This is a genomic window from Streptomyces sp. NPDC051555, assembly GCF_044454405.1.
GTDB lineage: Bacteria > Actinomycetota > Actinomycetes > Streptomycetales > Streptomycetaceae > Streptomyces.
This window is the reverse complement of sequence record NZ_JBITDP010000008.1, coordinates 216,248-230,160: the sequence shown is the minus strand read 5'-3', so window position 1 is coordinate 230,160 and position 13,913 is coordinate 216,248. Positions and strand designations below refer to the sequence as shown.

Annotated in this window: 13 protein-coding genes; all 13 read right to left on the bottom strand. The window is 70.9% G+C overall.

What is annotated here, in order from left to right; all coding sequences use genetic code 11:
* Positions 1–14: 14 nt before the first annotated feature.
* Complete coding sequence (locus ACIBEA_RS19220) at positions 15–866, bottom strand: FAD binding domain-containing protein (protein WP_399262351.1); 852 nt, start codon at positions 864–866, stop codon at positions 15–17.
* Complete coding sequence (locus ACIBEA_RS19215; RefSeq protein ID WP_399262349.1) at positions 863–3,274, bottom strand: xanthine dehydrogenase family protein molybdopterin-binding subunit; 2,412 nt, start codon at positions 3,272–3,274, stop codon at positions 863–865. Before ACIBEA_RS19215 ends, ACIBEA_RS19220 begins: the two co-directional genes overlap by 4 nt.
* 5 nt (positions 3,275–3,279) lie before the next feature.
* Entirely contained in the window at positions 3,280–3,750 is a 471-nt protein-coding gene (locus ACIBEA_RS19210) for a (2Fe-2S)-binding protein (RefSeq protein ID WP_399262493.1), read from the bottom strand.
* On the bottom strand, positions 3,747–4,373 hold the full coding sequence (locus ACIBEA_RS19205; protein WP_399262347.1) for an NADPH-dependent F420 reductase: 627 nt from the start codon (positions 4,371–4,373) through the stop codon (positions 3,747–3,749). Before ACIBEA_RS19205 ends, ACIBEA_RS19210 begins: the two co-directional genes overlap by 4 nt.
* Before the next feature lie 10 nt (positions 4,374–4,383).
* A complete protein-coding gene (locus tag ACIBEA_RS19200; protein WP_399262345.1) occupies positions 4,384–5,868 on the bottom strand; it encodes an aldehyde dehydrogenase family protein in 1,485 nt (494 codons plus the stop codon).
* 34 nt (positions 5,869–5,902) lie between these two features.
* Positions 5,903–6,643 (bottom strand): type 1 glutamine amidotransferase domain-containing protein, encoded by a 741-nt coding sequence (locus tag ACIBEA_RS19195; protein ID WP_399262343.1) that lies wholly within the window; start codon positions 6,641–6,643, stop codon positions 5,903–5,905.
* Positions 6,644–6,714: 71 nt separating this feature from the next.
* Positions 6,715–7,458 carry a MinD/ParA family protein gene (locus ACIBEA_RS19190; protein ID WP_399262341.1) on the bottom strand — a complete coding sequence of 248 codons (744 nt, stop codon included), beginning with the start codon at positions 7,456–7,458 and terminating at the stop codon, positions 6,715–6,717.
* Complete coding sequence (locus ACIBEA_RS19185; protein ID WP_399262339.1) at positions 7,458–8,732, bottom strand: PP2C family protein-serine/threonine phosphatase; 1,275 nt, start codon at positions 8,730–8,732, stop codon at positions 7,458–7,460. The genes ACIBEA_RS19190 and ACIBEA_RS19185 overlap by 1 nt, the downstream gene beginning before the upstream one ends.
* Before the next feature lie 28 nt (positions 8,733–8,760).
* Positions 8,761–9,228 (bottom strand): ATP-binding protein, encoded by a 468-nt coding sequence (locus tag ACIBEA_RS19180; RefSeq protein WP_399262337.1) that lies wholly within the window; start codon positions 9,226–9,228, stop codon positions 8,761–8,763.
* 11 nt (positions 9,229–9,239) lie between these two features.
* The gene (locus ACIBEA_RS19175) at positions 9,240–9,551 is read right to left on the bottom strand and encodes an STAS domain-containing protein (protein WP_399262335.1); all 312 of its coding nucleotides are present in this window, start codon (positions 9,549–9,551) and stop codon (positions 9,240–9,242) included.
* 24 nt (positions 9,552–9,575) lie between these two features.
* Positions 9,576–11,714: a glycogen debranching protein GlgX gene (glgX, locus tag ACIBEA_RS19170; protein ID WP_399262333.1), complete on the bottom strand. Its 2,139-nt coding sequence runs from the start codon at positions 11,712–11,714 to the stop codon at positions 9,576–9,578.
* Positions 11,711–12,052, bottom strand: coding sequence for an STAS domain-containing protein (locus ACIBEA_RS19165; protein ID WP_399262331.1), 342 nt, complete (start codon positions 12,050–12,052; stop codon positions 11,711–11,713). Before ACIBEA_RS19165 ends, glgX begins: the two co-directional genes overlap by 4 nt.
* Positions 12,053–12,092: 40 nt before the next feature.
* Complete coding sequence (locus ACIBEA_RS19160) at positions 12,093–13,913, bottom strand: AGE family epimerase/isomerase (protein WP_399262329.1); 1,821 nt, start codon at positions 13,911–13,913, stop codon at positions 12,093–12,095.

Sequence of the window (13,913 nt, the reverse complement as noted above, 5' to 3'; positions counted from 1 at the left end):
CTGCGCGGCCGCGCTCAGCCGAGTGCGGTCCATGCGGACAGGGCCCTGGTCAGGGCCCGGGCCGTCAGTACTCCCGCGAGGTGGCCGAGGTACTCGGCCGAGGTGCCGCGCCCGGGGACGAACAGGTCCCGCGGTTGGGCCCGGAAGGCCGCCAGCACCTCCTGCGTCGGGTACGCGTCGTGGTCGCACAGGAGCTCCTCGACCCCGTGCAGCCGCACCGCCCGGGCGGTGGCCCCGGTGACCGCGATCCGCGGTCCGTGGCGGGTGATCCGTACGGCGACCGCGCAGACCGGGTAGCGGGTGGCCCGGTCGGCGGTCTTCTCGAAGGCGCCGGCCGCTCCCGCGGCGGGCACCAGCAGCGCGGTGATCAGCGCGTCGGGTGGCACGCCGGTGGCCGTGAACTCCTCGGCGGTGCGGGTGGACCGGCCGCCTGGTGCGGCGAGCTCGACCAGCGCGTCCGCGGCGAGGGCGGCGACCGGGAGGTCGGTGGCCCGGCCGGGCGCGGCGAGGTTGCCGCCGACGGTACCCAGGTTGCGGACCTGCGGGTCCCCGTTGGCGCGGGCGGCGGCGGCCAGCTCGGGGGCCTCGCTCAGCACGAGCGGGTCGGCGGCCAGTTCGGCCAGGGTGGTGAGGGCGCCGATCCGCAGCCCCGCGGAGGTGCGGACGGCGCCGCGCAGCCCTTCGAGCCGGGTGACGTCGACGAGCAGGCGGACCGGCCCGCCGCCGGGGAGGGCCTCCCCGGTGCGCAGTCCCGGGAGCAGGCTCTGGCCGCCGGCCAGGATCCGCGCTCCCGGGGTGCCCGCGAGGAGGGTCAGGGCCTCCTCGACGCCGTCGGGCCGGACGTAGTCGAACGCGGTGGGGATCACTGCTCCGCTCCTTCTCCGCGCAGGCGGCGCCAGACCTTCTCCGGGGTGAGGGGCATGTCGATGTGCCGGACGCCGAGGTCCGCGAGCGCGTCGACGACCGCGTTGACCACGGCGGCCGCGGGCGGCACGGTGGCGATCTCGCCGGCCCCCTTGGCTCCCAGCGGGTTGTGGGGGCTGGGCGTGCAGGTCTTGTCGAGCGCGAAGAAGGGGACGTCGGCGGCGCGGGGCAGGGCGTAGTCGCGCAGGTCCGCGGTGATCAGGACGCCCTGGTCGTCGTATTCGGCGGCTTCCATCAGGGCCTGGCCGAGGCCGTGCACGATGCTGCCCTCGATCTGGCCGAGGACCACCTTCGGGTTGCCGATGTTGCCGGCGTCGTCGACGGCGGTGTAGGCCACCACCTCGGTCTCGCCGGTGAGTTCGTCCACCTCGACGACGGCGACGTGGCTGCCGAAGGGGTAGTTGAAGTCCGGCGGGTCGAAGTGGGTGGTCTCGTCGAGGGCGGGTTCGATGTCGGCGGGCAGTCCCCAGCCGTACCACAGGCCCATGGCGAGCTCGGCGAAGGTCTTCGCGTTCTCCTCGTTGCCCGCTTCGAAGACCTTGCCGTTCGCGTAGAGCGCCCGGTCCTCGGGGATGCCCAGGAAGACGGCTCCGGCCCGGACCAGCTTGCGCTTGATCTTGCGGGCCGTGAGGGCGATGGCGGGGGCGGCCATGCTGTAGGAGCGGCTGCCGTACGTGCCCTGCCCGTAGGGGGCCTTGAGGGTGTCGCCCTCGTGGACGTCGACGGTGTCCACGTCGATGCCCAGCTCGTCCGCCGCTACCTGGGCGAAGACCGTGGCGTGGCTCTGGCCGGTGGAGGCGGAGCCGACGGTGACGCTGACCTCGCCGGTCGGGTGGACCCGGATGTTGGCGCTCTCCCAGGTCCCGCCGAGCATGCCCTCCTGGGACATCCGGGTGGAGGGGCCGACCCCGCAGATCGCGACGTAGGTGGCGAGGCCGACGCCGAGGCGCTTGCCGCGGGTGCGGGCCTCGGCCTTGCGGGCGGGCATGTCGGCGTATCCGGAGAGCTCCAGGGCCCGATCGAAGTTCACCCGGTAGTTCCCCGAGTCGTAGGTCCAGCCGAGGCCGTTGTCGTACGGGAAGCGGTCGGCCGGGACCAGGTTGCGGCGCCGGACGGCGGCCGGGTCCATGCCGATCTCCCCCGCGTACCGGTCCACCAGGCGTTCCATCAGGAAGGCGGCCTCGGCGCGGCCGCTGCCGCGCTGGGCGCCCAGCGGGACGGTGTTGGTGAAGGCGGCGTACACCTCGCAGAACGCGGCGTCGATGGCGTACATGCCGGTGATCGAGCGCCCCATCAGCGCGGTGGCCACCCCGGGTCCGATGGTGGAGGGGTACGCGCCGAGGTTGGCGTAGCTGGTGCAGCGCACCGCCGTGATCCGACCGTCGCGGGTGCCGGCCAGCGTGACGTGCTGGCGGTGGTCGCGGCCCTGGACGGTGGAGTTCATCAGGCCGGTGCGGGTGTCGACCCACTTCACGGGCCGGCCGAGCGCCTTGGCGAGGACCAGCACCAGGGCCATGTCGGGGTAGAGGTACCCCTTGGTGCCGAAGCTGCCGCCGACGGTCGGGGCGATCACCCGGAGCTTGTTGAAGGGGATGCCGAGGACCAGTGCGGAGAGCAGGAAGCGGTGGTTGTGCGGGCCCTGGGTGGAGGAGTAGAGGGTGTACTCGCCGGTGGCCCGGTCGTAGGCGCCGATCGCGCCGCGCGGCTCGATGGGGCTGTTGATGGTGCGCTGGTTGACCAGGTCCAGCTCCACGGTGACCTCGGCGTCGGCGATGGCCGCGTCCGTACGCTCCTGGTCCCCGCAGGTCCAATACGCGTTGAGGTTGCCGGGGACGGCTTCGTGGAGCTGCGGGGCGTCTTCGGCGAGGGCGTCGTCGGCCCGGGTGACCACGGGCAGCGGCTCGTACTCCACGCTGATGGCGGCGAGCGCGGCCACGGCCTGGCGCTCGGTCTCGGCGACGACCACGGCGATCGGGTCGCCGACGTGGCGCACGGCGTCGCCGCTGAGCACCGGGCGGGAGCCCGGAAGTCCGTACGGGTGGGGCGGGAAGTGGCTCTCGACCCCGCCGGGTATCCAGATGCAGGGCAGCGGCATCAGGTCCGTGAAGTCGGCCGCCGTGGCCACCTTCAGGACGCCGGGCATCTGCCGCGCGGCCTTGGTGTCGATCCCGAGGATCTTCGCGTGCGCCACCTCGCTGCCGAGGATCGCCATGTGGGCGGTGCCGGGCAGGTCGATGTCGGCGATGTACACGGCCTCGCCGCGCAGCAGTTGCGGGTCCTCGCGGCTGTCGATCGGCTGCCCGAGCAGTCCCGGTGCGTGGAGTTCGCTCTCCCCCGTCACGGTGGTCATGGCGTTCACCCCTCCTGTCTCGACGTCGCGCAGGCGCGCTGCACGCCCCGGACGACGCTGTGGTAGCCGGTGCAGCGGCAGAGGTTCCCGGTGAGCCATTCGCGGATCTCGGGCTCGGTGGGGGCGGGACCGCCGGCGGTGGTGTCGACGAGTTCACCGAGTGCCATGACCATGCCGGGGGTGCAGAAGCCGCACTGGGTGCCGTGCTCCTGGCGCAGGGCCTCCTGGAGTCCGCTCAACTCGCCGTCGGGCCCGGCGACTCCCTCGATGGTGGAGACCTCGGAGCCGGCCGCGGCGACGGTGAGGACGAGGCAGCTCTTGGCGGACTTCCCGTCGAGCCGGACCACGCAGGAGCCGCATTGGCCGGTGTCGCAGCCGACCTTGGTGCCGGTGAGGCCCAGTCCGTCGCGGAGCCGTTCGACGAGCAGTTCGTTCGGCTCGGCGGCGAACCGCTCTTCGACCCCGTTCACTTTCAGTGTGATATCCATGCGAGGGCCTGCGCTTCCGTGAACGGATGGTTGAAGAGGGGTCCGTCGGGCTGCTGGAGAATTCCTCCGGAATGCAGCGGACCGGTGTCGACGGGGGCGAATCCGAGATCGGCGATGATTCCCGCGACGATTTCCTTGGCCTTCGCGTCGTCGCCCGCCGTGTAATGCGCCAGACGTTCCGCGGCCGTCGCGCGCGGCACGCTTCCGGCGACGGCGAGGGTCTCGAAGTGCATGGTGTTCAGGGATTTGACGATGCGGGCCCGCGGATACCATTCGGCGACCCGCTCGCTGGAGGACTTCGGCCCGAAGTCCCGCGGCGCGCCGCGGTCGTCGAAGGCGTTCATCGCGTCCACGAGCACCGTCCCGTCGACGGCGGCCGCGGGCAGCAGGGCGGCGGCCCGGTCGAAGGGCACCATCAGCACCAGGAGTTCGGCCCGCTCCGCCGCTTGGACGACGGTCGCGGCCTGCGCGTCCGGGCCCAGTTCGGCCACGAGCGGGTCCAGCGAGCGCGGGCCGCGCGCGTTGGCGAGGACGACCTGGTGGCCGGCCGCGACCAGGATCCGCGCGAGGGTGGATCCGATCCGCCCGGTGCCGATGATGCCGGTGTTCATGGGTGCCCCTTCAGTCCATGCCGATCCAGACCGATTTGGTCTGGGTGTAGCTCTCCAGGGATTCGGGGCCGCACTCGCGGCCGAAGCCGGAGGCCTTGTAGCCGCCGTACGGCACCGAGGGGTCGTACTGGTTGTAGCAATTGACCCAGACCGTCCCGGCCTTGATCTGCGAGGCGACCCGGTGGGCCCGGCGCAGGTCCTTGGTGTGCACCCCGGCGGCGAGGCCGTACGCGCTGTCGTTGGCGATGCGCACGGCGTCCTCCTCCGTGTCGAAGGGGATGATCGACAGGACCGGCCCGAAGATCTCCTCCTGGGCGATCCGCATGCCGTTGTCCACCCCGGTGAAGATGGTCGGCAGGAAGTACAGGCCCTCGGCCGAGGCCCCTTCCGGGGTCCAGCCGGTGCCGCCGACCCGCAGGACGGCGCCCTCCTTCTGGCCGATCTCGACGTACGAACCGACCTTGTCGAACTGCCCCTGGTGGGCCAGCGGCCCGAACAGGGTGGCCGGGTCGCGCGGGTCCCCGGGCCTCAGCGCCGCGGCCCGGCGCACCAGGCGCTCGACCATCTCGTCGTGGACGGGCCGCTGGAGCAGCAGCCGCGAACCGGCGGTGCAGATCTCGCCCTTGTTGTAGTAGATGCCGAAGAAGGCGAGCTCCTCGGCGGCGTCGAGGTCGGCGTCGGCGAAGACGATGTTGGCGGACTTGCCGCCGAGCTCCATCGTGACCTTCTTCAGGGTGTCGGCGGCCCTGCGGATGATGGACTGGCCGACGACGGTGGAACCGGTGAAGGCGATCTTGTCGATGCCCGGATGCCCGGTCAGCGTCTCGCCCAGCTCCACCCCGGGCCCGGTGATCACATTGAGCACCCCGTCCGGGATCTCCGCCTCCTGGAAGAGCTCGGCGATCTTCAGGGCGGTGAGCGGGGTGGCGGGAGAGGGCTTGTGCACGACCACGTTGCCCGCCGCGAGGGCCGGTGCGATCTTCGTCATCGACAGCAGCAACGGGAAGTTGAAGGGGGTGATGGCGCAGACCACCCCGACCGGTTCCCGCAGCGTGTAGGCGAGCTGGCCGCCCGCCGGGGCCCGCGAGGAGCCCTCCACCCGGGTCACGGCCCCGGCGTAGTAGTGCATGAGCTGGGCGGCCATGGGCGCGTCCACGGTGCTGGAGAAGGCGAACGGCTTGCCCATGTCCACGGTCTCCAGCAGCGCGATCTCCTCCAGGTCCCGCTCGATCAGCTCGCCGACCCGGTTCAGCCTGAGCGCGCGCTCCTGTGAGGAGAGTCTGCTCCAGGGGCCTTCCTCGTACGCCGTGCGGGCGGCGGCGACGGCCGCGTCCGCGTCGGCGGCGGCGGCTTGGGCCACCGGCACGATCTCCTGACCGTCCACGGGGCTGATGTCCGGTTCGGTCCGGCCGTCCCGGGCCTCGACCCAGGTGCCGCCGATGAACAGCTTCCCGGGGTTGGCAAGGGGCTGGCCCTTGAGCTGACGCTTCGTCATGACTGCCTTCCGGTATCGGGTGCGGGCGGGTGTGCTACCCCTGGTCGAGCTGGAGCAGGAACGTCTCGGCGAGGGCCTTGGAGGAGTAGGGGTTCTGTCCCGTCGTGAGCCTGCGGTCCACGACCACGTGCGCGTCCCAGATCGCCTCGGCCTTCTCGTAGCGGGCACCGAGCCGGGTGAGTTCGACTTCGAGGATCAGCGGGAGCCGGCCCGCCATGTTGGTGACCATCTCCTCGCCGTGCGAGAAGGCCGTCATCCGATAGCCCTCGAAGGGCCACCGGCCCTCGCCGTCGCGCAGCGCGAGCAGCGCGGTGTGGCCGTGGCAGACCGTCGCGAGCGGCTTGTCCTGGGCGATCGCCCACCGCAGGACCTGCGCGAGCTCGTCGGACTTGGGGAGGTCCCCGATGGCGCCGTGACCGCCGCTGATGTAGATCCCGTCGTAGTCGGCGACGTCCTTCTCGCCCAGGGTCTCCAGGGCGATCGGCTGCCTCAGCTGCGGGGTCTGCTCGATGGCCCGCAGGTACGCGGCGGCATTGGCCGCGTCGTTGTCCTCGGAGCCCTGCGGCCGGACCCACCGCAGGAAGGCGGCGTCGACGCTGGTCTGGTCGACCGTGGGGGCCCGGCCGCCGATCGTCGCCACGTCCACGCTGTGGCCCGCTGCCTTGAAGAGCTGATAGGGCACCACGAATTCCTCGGCCCAGAATCCCGAGGGATGCTGTTCACCGTCCAGCAGGTGGAGCGTGGCCTTGGCCGTCATGACGACGAGAATCTTCATGACTGTTCTCCTTGTTTCCGATTCGCTGCCGATTCAACACGCCGCCCGCAAGGGGCGTAAGGGGGGTGCCCTCAGGCACGTGATACTTCGTCACGTGCGTCGAGTACCGAGATGATGGTGTGGAATTCACCGACCATGGGGTGGTCGGGATGGGCTTCGGCGAATATGCGTTCGCCGTACAGCGCGGCCAATTCCGGTGCGTACGGCAGGATTCCGGCCAGGGGCGCTCCGTAGACCTCCTCCGCGCAGCGCCGGAAGCGGACCGGATCCACGCCCTGCGGGGCCATGCTCATCACCAGGGCCCGCCGGCAGGAGAGCCGCCCGGCCAGGGCGATGGTCTCCTCGACCCCCGAGAGGTCGATCCGGTCGGCGCGCGCGAGGATCAAGAGGACGTCGGCGCTCGCCATGGCGGTGACCGACTCGTTGCTGAGTCCGGCGTGGGTGTCGAGCAGCAGCACGTCCAGGGCCAAGGAGGAGGCCAGTCGGTCGAAGCCCTCCGGGAGCAGCCCGACGTCGTAACCCGCGGTCATGATCTCCCGCAGGGCCGCGCTGCCGGTCCTGGCGGGTACGACGTACAGCCCGGGGACGCCGGCCTGCTGGGCCGCGGCCTCGATCTCGCACCGGCCGAGCAGGTAGTCGGTCAGCGACGGACCGGGTCCGAGCCGGAAGAGCAGGTCGAGGGCGGGCGACTGGAGGTCGGTGTCGACCACCCCGACCCGGCGGCCCGCGCCCGCGAGCAGCAGTGCCAGGTTGGCCAGCACGGTGGACTTGCCGGTGCCGCCGCGGTGCGAGTGGACCACGACGGTCAGGGCCATCAGGCCACCGCCCGCTCGGCCGGTCCGGCGTCCCCGCCACCGGTCCCGTGCGGCCCCCGCGCCGCAGGTGGCCGGTGCAGGGCCAGCATGGTGACGTCGTCGTGCTGCTCCGCGCTCCCGGTGTGTTCCCGTACCGCGGTGTCCATCCGGTCCAGCAGGTCCCGGCCGCGCAGCGGCGTGCGGGAGAGCAGGTCGAGCATGCGCGCGTCGCCGAGGAAGGTGCCGTCCGGGCACCGGGCCTCGGGCACCCCGTCGGTGAAGATGAAGAGGGTGTCCCCGGGGTCGAGTTGGGCGTACCCGAGGGTGTAGACGCAGTCGGGCAGCACCCCGACGGCGGGTCCGGTGACCTCCAGGGGCCTGGGCGTGGAGCCGTTCGCGCTGAGCAACAGGGGCGGGTTGTGGCCGCCGTTGATGTAGACGAGGCTGCCGGTGTGCGGGTCGAGGACGCCGAAGAAGAGAGTGGCGAAGTACCCCTGCCGGAGGTGGTTGCGGGTGAGGTAGCCGTTCGTCGCGGTGACCGCGTTGAGCAGCGGGGTGGCGCCGACGACCGGGATGCGCCTGCTGCTGCCGGCGCGCCCGCCGGCGACCAGGTTCTGCAGGCCGCTGTTCTCGGCGGTGTGCCGCAGCAGCGAGCGGATCAGGGCCATGAAGAGGGCCGAACCGACGCCCTTGTCGCAGACGTCGGCGACGACCACGGCGAGGCGTCGGCGGTGGGAGATCTCGAAGACGTCGTAGAAGTCCCCGGCGACCTGTCGGGCCGGCCGGAAGCGGACGTCGATCTCCCAACCGTCGGGCACGGGCAGGGACTCGGGCAGGAAGCCGGCCTGGATCTCCCGACCGATCTCCAACTCCTTCTCGTAGCTCATGAGTTCGGCGCGGGCATCGGCCTCGCGCAGGGTGCGGCCGAGCTCGGCGCGCTCGGAGCAGGTGTGCAGCCGGGCCGCCACCAGGGCGGGCAGGAAGGGCGGGACGAGGTAGTCGTGGCCGATGCGCACGTGTTCCTCCAGGGAGGCGAACCCGCCCACGGTCCAGACGACCACGATCGGGGCTCCGGCCCAGCGGCGCAGCCTGCGCACGACCGTGCGCACGGACTCGCCCGCCACCTCGGCGGGGGCGAGCAGCACGTCGGCGACGGGCAGCGCCCCCAGCGGTCCGGTGAGCAGCTCCGACAGGGTGCGGCCGACCACGGCGGCGTCCATCGCCGCCAGGGCGGCGAGCAGTTCCGGGGGCGGCGGCGGGTGCGCCTCTAGGACGATCACGGTCGTGGAGGGCATGGGCCGGTCCCCTCTGCCTGCATGGGTGTCATCGCTGCGGCCGCGGGCCCGCGAGGACGGTCAGCGTGCTGATGTTGCGGCCCTCCCTGCGTACGTAGCCGAAGTCGTCCACGCTGGTGAGGGCGAGGTGGATGCCCAGGCCCCCGATCCGCCTGCGCTCGGGCGGCAGCTCGGTGGCGGGCGGCAGCCGGCCGGCCACCGGGTCGAAGGCCGGCGCCCCGTCCTCCAAGGCGATGCTCGCCCGCCCGGCCCCGGCGCGGCCCAGGACGGTGATCCGCCCCTCGCCGCCCCGGTACCCGTGCGTCACGATGTTCGTCGCCAGTTCGTCCACCGCGAGCCGCAGCCGGTAGGCGGCCCCCCGGTCGAGTCCGGCCGCCACCGCCACCGCCCGGACGAACTGGGCGATGGCGGTCAGCGAACCGAGGGTGGCCGGGACGTGCAGCTCGGCGGTGGCCGGTTCGGTCAGACGGGTCCCGCGGTGCGGGCTAGCGCCCATGGGCGTCGCCCTCACTCATCGGAGAGGATGATGCTGCGGTCCAGGCCGGCCGTCCGGATGGTCCGGGAGACCGGCTCGATCGCGCCGACGACCCGGATGGTGACGTGGCCGGCGACCTTCTGCTGGGCGAAGACCAGGGAACGCAGCCCGGCGCTGGCCATGTAGCCGACGCCGGCCATCCGGATCTCGACGGTGCTCGTGCCGTGCCCGGCGGCCTTCTCGATGGTCTGGTGGAAGTCGGGTGCGGTGTTGGCGTCCAGTTCGCCCGCCAGCTCGATCACGGTGGTGTCGCCCTCGATGCTCAAGGACACGGAAAGCGGCATGTCAGGTCTCCTTCGGCCGTGCGGTCAGGACGTCTCGGGATCCGGTGCGCGGCCGACCAGGACGACGACCGAGCGCGGACCGATCAGGTACTTGCCGGCGTTCTCCAGGACGGCCTCGCCGCCCGGGGAGCGGATGTCGTGCGGGGCGGTGGCGCCGGTGTCGGCGAAGAGGTGCCAGCTGCGGTGCCCGGGCAGGGCGGGCAGCTCCAGGTCGTGCGCCTCCCAGTGCGCGTTCATGGCGACGTACACGACGTCGTCGTCCGCGGGCCCGCACCGGGCGACCGCCAGCAGGCGGCTGTCGGGCGACCAGTCGGGCTGCCAGGCCCGCTCCCCGTGCCAGCTGATGTCCGGGAGGCCGACGTGGTCGCGGACGAGGCCGGTGGGGTGTTCGGTGGAACGCAGCTCGCGGTGGTGCATGCGCAGGGCGATCATCTGGCGTGCGAAGCGCAGCAGTTCGGCGTTGTCCTCGACCTGGTCCCAGTCGAACCAGGAGAGTTCGTTGTCCTGGCAGTAGGTGTTGTTGTTGCCCTGCTGGGTGCGGCCGACCTCGTCGCCCGCCAGCAGCATGGGGATGCCCTGGCTGGTGAAGAGGATGGCGAGGGCGTTCTTCATCTGGCGCAGCCGCAGCCGGTTGACCTCGACGTCGTCGGTGGGTCCCTCGGCGCCGCAGTTCCAGCTCTGGTTGTCGTTGGCGCCGTCGTTGTTGTACTCGCCGTTGGCGTCGTTGTGCTTCTCGTTGTACGAGACCAGGTCGGCCAGCGTGAAGCCGTCGTGCGCGGTGAGGAAGTTGACGGAGGCGGCGGTGCCGCGGCCGGTGTACAGGTCGGGCGAACCGGCGATCCGGGTGGCGAGTTCCCCGGTGAGGCCGGGATCGCCCTTGAGGAAGCTGCGGACGGTGTCGCGGTACTTGCCGTTCCACTCCGCCCAGCGTCCGTAGGCCGGGAAGTTGCCGACCTCGTAGAGGCCGCCCGCGTCCCAGGCTTCGGCGATCAGCTTGGTGTGCCGCAGCACGGGGTCGTACGCGAGCATCTCCAGCAGGGGCGGGTTGGGCAGCGGGGTGCCGTCCAGGTCCCGGCCGAGGATGGCGGCGAGGTCGAAGCGGAAGCCGTCGATGTGGTAGTCGGCGACCCAGTGGCGCAGGCAGTCGAGCACGTAGTTGCGCACGACCGGGTGGTTGCAGTTGACCGTGTTGCCCGTGCCGCTGAAGTTGAAGTAGTAACCCTCGGGCGTGAGCATGTAGTAGGTGGCGTTGTCGAGGCCCTTGAAGGAGATGGTCGGGCCGAACTCGTTGCCCTCGGCGGTGTGGTTGAAGACGACGTCGAGGATGACCTCGATGCCCGCCGCGTGCAGGTCCTTGATCAGGGTGCGGAACTCGTCGCCCTGCATGCCGTAGCGTCCGGTCGCCGCGTACCCGGCCTTCGGGGCGAAGAAGGAGACGGTGTTGTAGCCCCAGTAGTCGAAGAGGTGCTCGCCGGTCTCCGGGTTGGAGCGCGGGTTGTCGCTCTCGTCGAACTCGAACACGGGGAGCAGCTCTATGCAGTTCACCCCGAGTTCCTTGAGGTACGGGATCTTCTCGCGCAGGCCCGCGAAGGTGCCGGGGGCCGTCACGCCCGAGGAGGGGTGCCGGGTGAATCCGCGCACGTGGGTCTCGTAGACGACGAGGTCGGTGGCGGGGATCTGGAGCGGGGTGTCGTCGCCCCAGTCGAAGTCCTGGAGGCAGACGCGCGAGCGGTACTGGTAGGCCCGGTCGCGGTCCGGTTCCACGCCCCACACGTCGCGGCCGCTGATCAGCCGGGCGTAAGGGTCGGAGAGGATCTGCCGGGCGTCGAAGCGGTGCCCGGTGACGGGGTCGAAGGGGCCGTCGGCCCGGTAGCCGTATTCGATGTTCTCGTGGTCGAGGCCGAAGACGGTCATGGAGAAGACGCTGCCGGTGCGGAACTCCTGGGGGAAGTCCAGCTCGGCCATCGGCTCGGGCTCTCCGCGCTTGAAGAGGACCAGGGCCATCGAGGTGGCCTGGTCGGAGAAGACGGAGAAGTTGACCCCGCCGGGGACCACGTTGGCCCCGAAGGGGAAGGGCTTGCCCGCGCGGACGCCGTACCCGCCCACCTCGTGGGTCGGGTAGGCGTCGACGCGCAGGACCTGTTCGGAGCTGCTCCCGCTCATCGCACGGCCGGTTTCGCGGCGGCCGCGGCGGCTTCGCCGGTCTCGAAGAAGTCGAGGAAGCCGGTGGCCGACATGACGAACCGGACTTCCTCGCTCACCCCGTACAGGGTGACGGCGACCCCGGCGTGCTGGGCCTCGCGGTAGACGACGAGCAGGGTCCGCAGGCCCGCGCTGGAGACGTAGGTGACGGTGGTGAGGTCGATGCGCAGCGGACGGCCCTCGCGGACCAGCGGCAGCAGCGACTGGAGCAGGGACCCGGAGGTCTCGCTGTTGATCTCGCCGGTGGCGACGAGCACGGTGCCCGTCTTGTTCCGGCGTTCCTTGACGCTGAGTGTCATGGTCTTCTTCCCCTCGTGTTGGGGCGCCCCCCGTTGAGCGCTATCGGTTCACCGGCCGCAGCCGGACCTTGACCTTCACCCGCCCCTGGACGTCGGGCAGCCGCACGGTGAGGCCGTCCGCGTCGAAGTCCGTCCACGGCTTCTCGTCGATCTCGACGGACGCGACCTGGACCGAGCCGGCGGGGAGCAGGTCGGGCGAGACGCGCAGCACGCGGTCGGGCAGGCCCGCCGGGTCGGGCTGGAAGTGGAAGTCCATCTCCCGGCCGTTGATCAGCAGGTTGTTGTAGACGGCGGAGAGGTAGCAGAGCTCCGCCGAGTGGTACATGGACATCGAGTGGCTGCCCTTGAGCCGCTCGGTGCCGAGCAGGTACGGCGTGCCGCTGGCCAGCACGTTGAAGTAGACCGCTCCCTCGTCGTGGTCGAGGAAGAAGGTGTTGTAGAAGGCCTCGGCCTGGCGGCCTTCGCGCAGGAAGTCCTCGTCGCCGAGGGTGCCGTGCAGGATGAGGTAGGCCAGGACGGCCTGTTCCTGCTGCCACCACGCCTTCCGGTCGTGCCAGGCGAAACGATACGTCTGGGCGTCTCCGACCTTCTGGCGCTCCACGACGTCGTACCAGCCGCCGCGCTGGAGGTCGCTCCCGACCTCCGGCATGATCTCGCCGATCCGGCGGGCCAGCTCCTCGTAGGCGGGCTTCGCCTTCAGGGAGTTCATCCGCATCAGGTTCCAGGCGATCTTGAGGTTGTGGCCGACGACCGCGCGGTTCTGCTGCCAGCTGTGCGTGGTGTCGTGGGACCAGTCGCGGTGGAAGCGTTCCTGGACGAAGGGGCTGTTCTTGTAGTCCGGGAAGCGGTCCGCGATGGTGTCGAAGGTGTACTCCAGGAAGTCGGCGTACTTCTGCTCGCCGGTCGCCAGGTACAGGTTGATCAGGTAGGCGGGCGCGTGGTCCCCGACGGAGTTCCAGTTCTTGCGCTCGCGGTTCTCGCCCAGCGACTCGTGGTCGGCGCTGAAGAGGATCGGGTCGATGTGCGAGTAGTAGCCGCCGAGCTCGCCGTCGTGGAAGAACTTGTCGAACAGCCGGATGGTGGCGTCCGCGTCGTTCTTGATCCGGACGTCGCCGGTGATCCGGTAGGTCTGGATCGGCCCGGCGAGCGCGTAGATCTGCTCGTACATCGGGATCGCGTCGTAGTCGTCGGAGAACTCCGAGGTGAAGAGCTTGCGCTCGCTGTCCCCGTCGACGCTGATGCCGTGGTACCAGAAGACCACGTCCTCCTCGCTGTCCACGACCCGCATGTGCTTGCGCAGGTACTCGGTGCCGCGCTCGGCGACCTCCAGGTACTCGTCCTTGCCGGTCAGGAGGTAGGCCGAGGCCATGCCGTAGACCAGCCGGGAGATGGTGTCCGTCTCCTGGACGTGGCTGGCCGTCTTGTCGCCGCCGAGCCGGATCTCCGTGCGGTACTGCGCGAAGTCGACCGGGCCGTCGCCGAACTGGGCGCGCCGGTAGAAGGAGGCCAGCGATTCGATCTGCTTGACCCACCAGCTCGGCTCCTCGAAGCGGAAGTCCTCGGCGCCGCGGCCGAGGAAGACCAGCCGCTTCGCCTCGAACCGGCCCCCGGCCTCGGGATAGTGCACGCCGTAGACGTAGAGGAAGCGGCCCGGCGAGAGCATCTCGTCGATGTGCCCGGAGGCGTCCACGTACGGCTCGTCCAGATTGCGGACCAACTCGGCGCTGGGGTCCCCGGCGAGCGAGACCTCGAAGGTGCGGCCGTCGGCCGTGTTCAGGCGCAGGGTGCGGGTGGTGGAGTCGAAGCGGCCGACGTAGCCCGCGATGGTGTCGGAGAAGGAGAAGCTCACGGCGTCCGCCAT

Coding starts and splice junctions, on each gene's coding strand:
- ACIBEA_RS19215 (WP_399262349.1), bottom strand. CDS start 3,274: ATGACCACCGTGACGGGGGAGAGCGAACTCCACGCACCGGGACTGCTC.
- ACIBEA_RS19205 (WP_399262347.1), bottom strand. CDS start 4,373: ATGAACACCGGCATCATCGGCACCGGGCGGATCGGATCCACCCTCGCG.
- ACIBEA_RS19200 (WP_399262345.1), bottom strand. CDS start 5,868: ATGACGAAGCGTCAGCTCAAGGGCCAGCCCCTTGCCAACCCCGGGAAG.
- ACIBEA_RS19195 (WP_399262343.1), bottom strand. CDS start 6,643: ATGAAGATTCTCGTCGTCATGACGGCCAAGGCCACGCTCCACCTGCTG.
- ACIBEA_RS19190 (WP_399262341.1), bottom strand. CDS start 7,458: ATGGCCCTGACCGTCGTGGTCCACTCGCACCGCGGCGGCACCGGCAAG.
- ACIBEA_RS19185 (WP_399262339.1), bottom strand. CDS start 8,732: ATGCCCTCCACGACCGTGATCGTCCTAGAGGCGCACCCGCCGCCGCCC.
- ACIBEA_RS19180 (WP_399262337.1), bottom strand. CDS start 9,228: ATGGGCGCTAGCCCGCACCGCGGGACCCGTCTGACCGAACCGGCCACC.
- ACIBEA_RS19175 (WP_399262335.1), bottom strand. CDS start 9,551: ATGCCGCTTTCCGTGTCCTTGAGCATCGAGGGCGACACCACCGTGATC.
- glgX (WP_399262333.1), bottom strand. CDS start 11,714: ATGAGCGGGAGCAGCTCCGAACAGGTCCTGCGCGTCGACGCCTACCCG.
- ACIBEA_RS19165 (WP_399262331.1), bottom strand. CDS start 12,052: ATGACACTCAGCGTCAAGGAACGCCGGAACAAGACGGGCACCGTGCTC.
- ACIBEA_RS19160 (WP_399262329.1), bottom strand. CDS start 13,913: ATGGCGGACGCCGTGAGCTTCTCCTTCTCCGACACCATCGCGGGCTAC.